Origin of the sequence: Actinospica sp., from assembly GCF_035552695.1 — a bacterium.
Taxonomy (GTDB): Bacteria; Actinomycetota; Actinomycetes; order Streptomycetales; family Catenulisporaceae; genus Actinospica.
In genome coordinates, this window is record NZ_DASZKT010000240.1 from 1 (window position 1) to 3,387 (window position 3,387).

3 protein-coding genes are annotated in these 3,387 nt (G+C 67.8%); 2 read left to right on the forward strand and 1 reads right to left on the reverse strand.

What is annotated here, in order from left to right:
* Positions 1-149: 149 nt before the first annotated feature.
* Entirely contained in the window at positions 150-968 is an 819-nt protein-coding gene (locus VG296_RS27190) for an SAM-dependent methyltransferase (RefSeq protein ID WP_325570605.1), read from the reverse strand.
* 202 nt (positions 969-1,170) lie between these two features.
* Between VG296_RS27190 and VG296_RS27195 the strand changes: the two genes are divergently transcribed.
* Positions 1,171-2,802, forward strand: a complete 1,632-nt coding sequence (locus tag VG296_RS27195; RefSeq protein ID WP_349259712.1) for a lectin — start codon at positions 1,171-1,173, stop codon at positions 2,800-2,802.
* A 223-nt stretch (positions 2,803-3,025) separates the two neighbouring features.
* Positions 3,026-3,387 (forward strand): G1 family glutamic endopeptidase (locus tag VG296_RS27200; protein WP_325570609.1); only part of this gene is annotated, 362 nt, incomplete at its 3' end.

Below are 3,387 nucleotides of genomic sequence, written 5' to 3' on the forward strand. Positions count from 1 at the left end.
ACGCGCTCGACTTCACCAAGATATTCGACAGCTACAACGGCTGACCCGACCAACCGGTACAGCCGCCGGTAGAAGCGGCTGACCGGTGCACACGCGCCGGGCCCCGGGATGCGCCCCGAGGCCCGGCGCGTTGCATCGCCCTGCTGCCGTCAGCGCCGACCGACGGCCGCGAACATGGAGTAGCGGGTGACGTCGCCGCCGAGCGGGTCCGGCGGGGACTGCGGATCCGGGCGCCAGAGGATGATGTCGACCAGGCCGGGATCGAGCAGCTCATAGCCGTCCATCAGCGCGCTGATATCGTCCCGGCTGCGCAGCCGCATCGCGTGGCTGGCCTGGGTGTAGACGTCTTCGACGCGCCGTACCGCCTCGGGCCGGTAGTCGCCGGTCCCGTGGCTGAGTGCCAGGTAGGACCCGGGCGCGGTCTTGTCGCGGTAGGCCGCCACGATCCCCGCCGGATCGTCGCTGTCGGGTACGAACGGCAGCGCCGCGAACATGAGCAGCGCCACCGGGCGCGCGAGGTCCAGGAAGCCCGCGACCTCCGGGCTGTCGAGAACCGCGTCCGGATCGCGCAGGTCGGCGTAGACGGCAGCGGCCTCCGGAACCTGGGCGAGCAACGCCTTGCTGTGCGCGATGGCGACGGGGTCGGCGTCCACATACACGACTCGCGCGTCGGGATTGATCGCGTGCACGACCTCGTGCACGTTCCCGGCGGTGGGGATGCCGGAGCCGAGGTCGAGGAACTGGTCGACCCCGAGCGAGGCGAGATGGGTGACGGACCGGCGCAGGAACGCCCGGTTCGCCTGGCAGAGGTGCGGCACGTCCGGCCACGCCTCGATGGTGCGGGCCGCGAGCTGCCGGTCCGCGGCGAAGTTGTGTGAGCCGCCCAGGTAGAAGTCGTACATGCGGGCGGTCGACGGCTTCTCGATCTCCACGCCATCCGGCGCCCAGACCGGTCGATACTGCGTCACGACTGATCTCCTCCTGACAGCGAAACGCACGGTCATTGTCGGTGTGCCCCACGTGATCATACGGCAAGATGGCAGGGCCCTCCCATGACGACACGGGTTCGTAAGATCCGCGGGAATCTTTCGAACTTTTCGCAATGCCGCCGCCCCACGCGTCCCTCCCCTCCATGGCAGCTGCAACCGACGCTCGAGTGGAGACGTACAGATGGCGATCTCACGCAGGAAATTCATGCTTTCGACGCTGGCCGGTTCGGCCGTGGCCATGGTGGGCGGGGCGGAGTTGGTCTCCGGGCTGACGAGTTCCGCGAGCGCCGCGTCCCCGGCCGGCGACGTGGTGGGCAAGATCACCGTGGGCTATCAGGGCTGGTTCGCGTGTAAAGGCGACGGCGCGCCGATCAACGGCTGGTGGCACTGGAGCCAGAACATGGCCTCGGCGCCGTCGACGAGCAACACCAACATCAAGGCGTGGCCGGACATGGCCGACTACACCGCGACCTACAAGACCGCGTTCGCGAACTTCAACAACGGTCAGCCCGCGACGCTGTTCTCGTCGTACGACCAGCAGACGGTCAACACCCACTTCTCCTGGATGCAGCAGAACGGCTGCGACACCGCCGCGCTGCAGCGGTTCAATCCGACCGGCGGCGAGGGTCCGACCCGCGATGCCATGGCGGCCAAGGTGAAGAGCGCGGCGGAGGCGTACGGCCGGAAGTTCTACATCATGTACGACGTCAGCGGCTGGACCACCATGCAGGCGGACATCAAGGCCGACTGGACCAACAAGATGTCCGCGTACACCTCGTCGAGCGCCTACGCCCGCCAGAGCGGCAAGCCGGTGGTGTGCATCTGGGGCTTCGGCTTCAACGACAGCAATCACACGTGGGACGCGGCCACCTGCCTCGACGTGGTGAACTGGTTCAAGAACCAGGGCTGCTACGTGATCGGCGGAGTGCCGACGCACTGGCGCACCTCCTCGGACGACTCGCGCGCCGGGTTCCTGGACGTCTACCACGCTTTCAACATGCTCTCGCCGTGGATGGTCGGACGCATCGGCTCCGTCGCCGACACGAACAACTTCTACACCAACGTCAACACCCCTGACATGGCCGACTGCAAGGCGAACGGCATCGACTACCAGCCCTGCGTGCTGCCCGGCGACCTCTCCGCCAACCAGCGCGCGCACGGCGACTTCATGTGGGCGCAGTTCTACAACATGGTGCGCGTCGGGGCCCAGGGCATCTACATCTCCATGTTCGACGAATACGGCGAGGGCAACCAGATCGGCAAGACCTCCGCCAGCCAGGCCACCGTCCCGGCCGGCTCCGGCCTGCTGGCCCTGGACGAGGACGGCACGGCCTGCTCCACCGACTACTACCTGCGGCTGACCAACGACGGCGGGAAGATGCTCAAGGGCCAGATCGCCCTGACCTCCACCCGTCCCACGCCGCCGATCCCGTCCACGACGACGCCCTCGCCGTCACCCACGGCCACGGCCGGCTGCGGAATGCTGACCGCCGACCAGAACTTCGTCGTCAACAAGCCGCTGCTGTCCTGCGACGGCCGGTTCAAGCTCGTCCTCGGCGGCGACGGCAACCTCGTGCTCTACCAGGGCGGCACCGTGCTCTGGTCCGCCAAGACCTCCGGCAAGGGCGCCACCCAGGCGTACATGCAGGGCGACGGCAACTTCGTCCTCTACACCGCCGCCGGCAGCCCGGTCTGGTCCAGCGGCACGGCCGGCAACAACGGTGCCACCCTCTCCGTCCAGGACGACGGAAACGTGGTCATCGCCAGCTCCGCCGGCAAGTCTCTCTGGACCACCGGCACCGCCGGCCACTAGAACCCACCCCGACCCGAGGTGCTGCCCCGCCACCGAGCACGACAGCACGTCACAGTCGCTATGCGCGCAGGATGGCAATTCGCTTAACACTTAACGACGCTGTGATCCTTGCCGGGCCTTGCCATGGTCGGCAGTCTCTGTAGTGCTGCCCTCCCACACAGCCGCCCACACGGCTGTGGGCAGCTGTGTGAGCATCCTGATCATTACCCACAGAGGAGCCAGCATGCGCAGATTCCTGATACGCGTCGCCACACTCGGGGTCGCGGCGACGAGCATCGTCGCGCCGGCCGTTCCGGCGACCGCGGCGGCGGCACAGGGACTGGCGTTCCGCCCCTTGCACTACAACACCAACGGCTACAACTGGGGCGGGTACGCCGCCACCGGCAGCGGCTTCACCTCGGTCGCGGCGACCTGGACCGAGCCGGCGGCGACCTGCAGCTCCAGCAACGACCTCTACGCCCCCTGGGTCGGCATCGACGGGTACGGCACCTCCACCGTCGAGCAGACCGGGGTGGCGACCGACTGCTCCAGCGGCAGCCCGGTGGACGAGCCCTGGTACGAGATGTACCCGGCGAACCCGGTCTA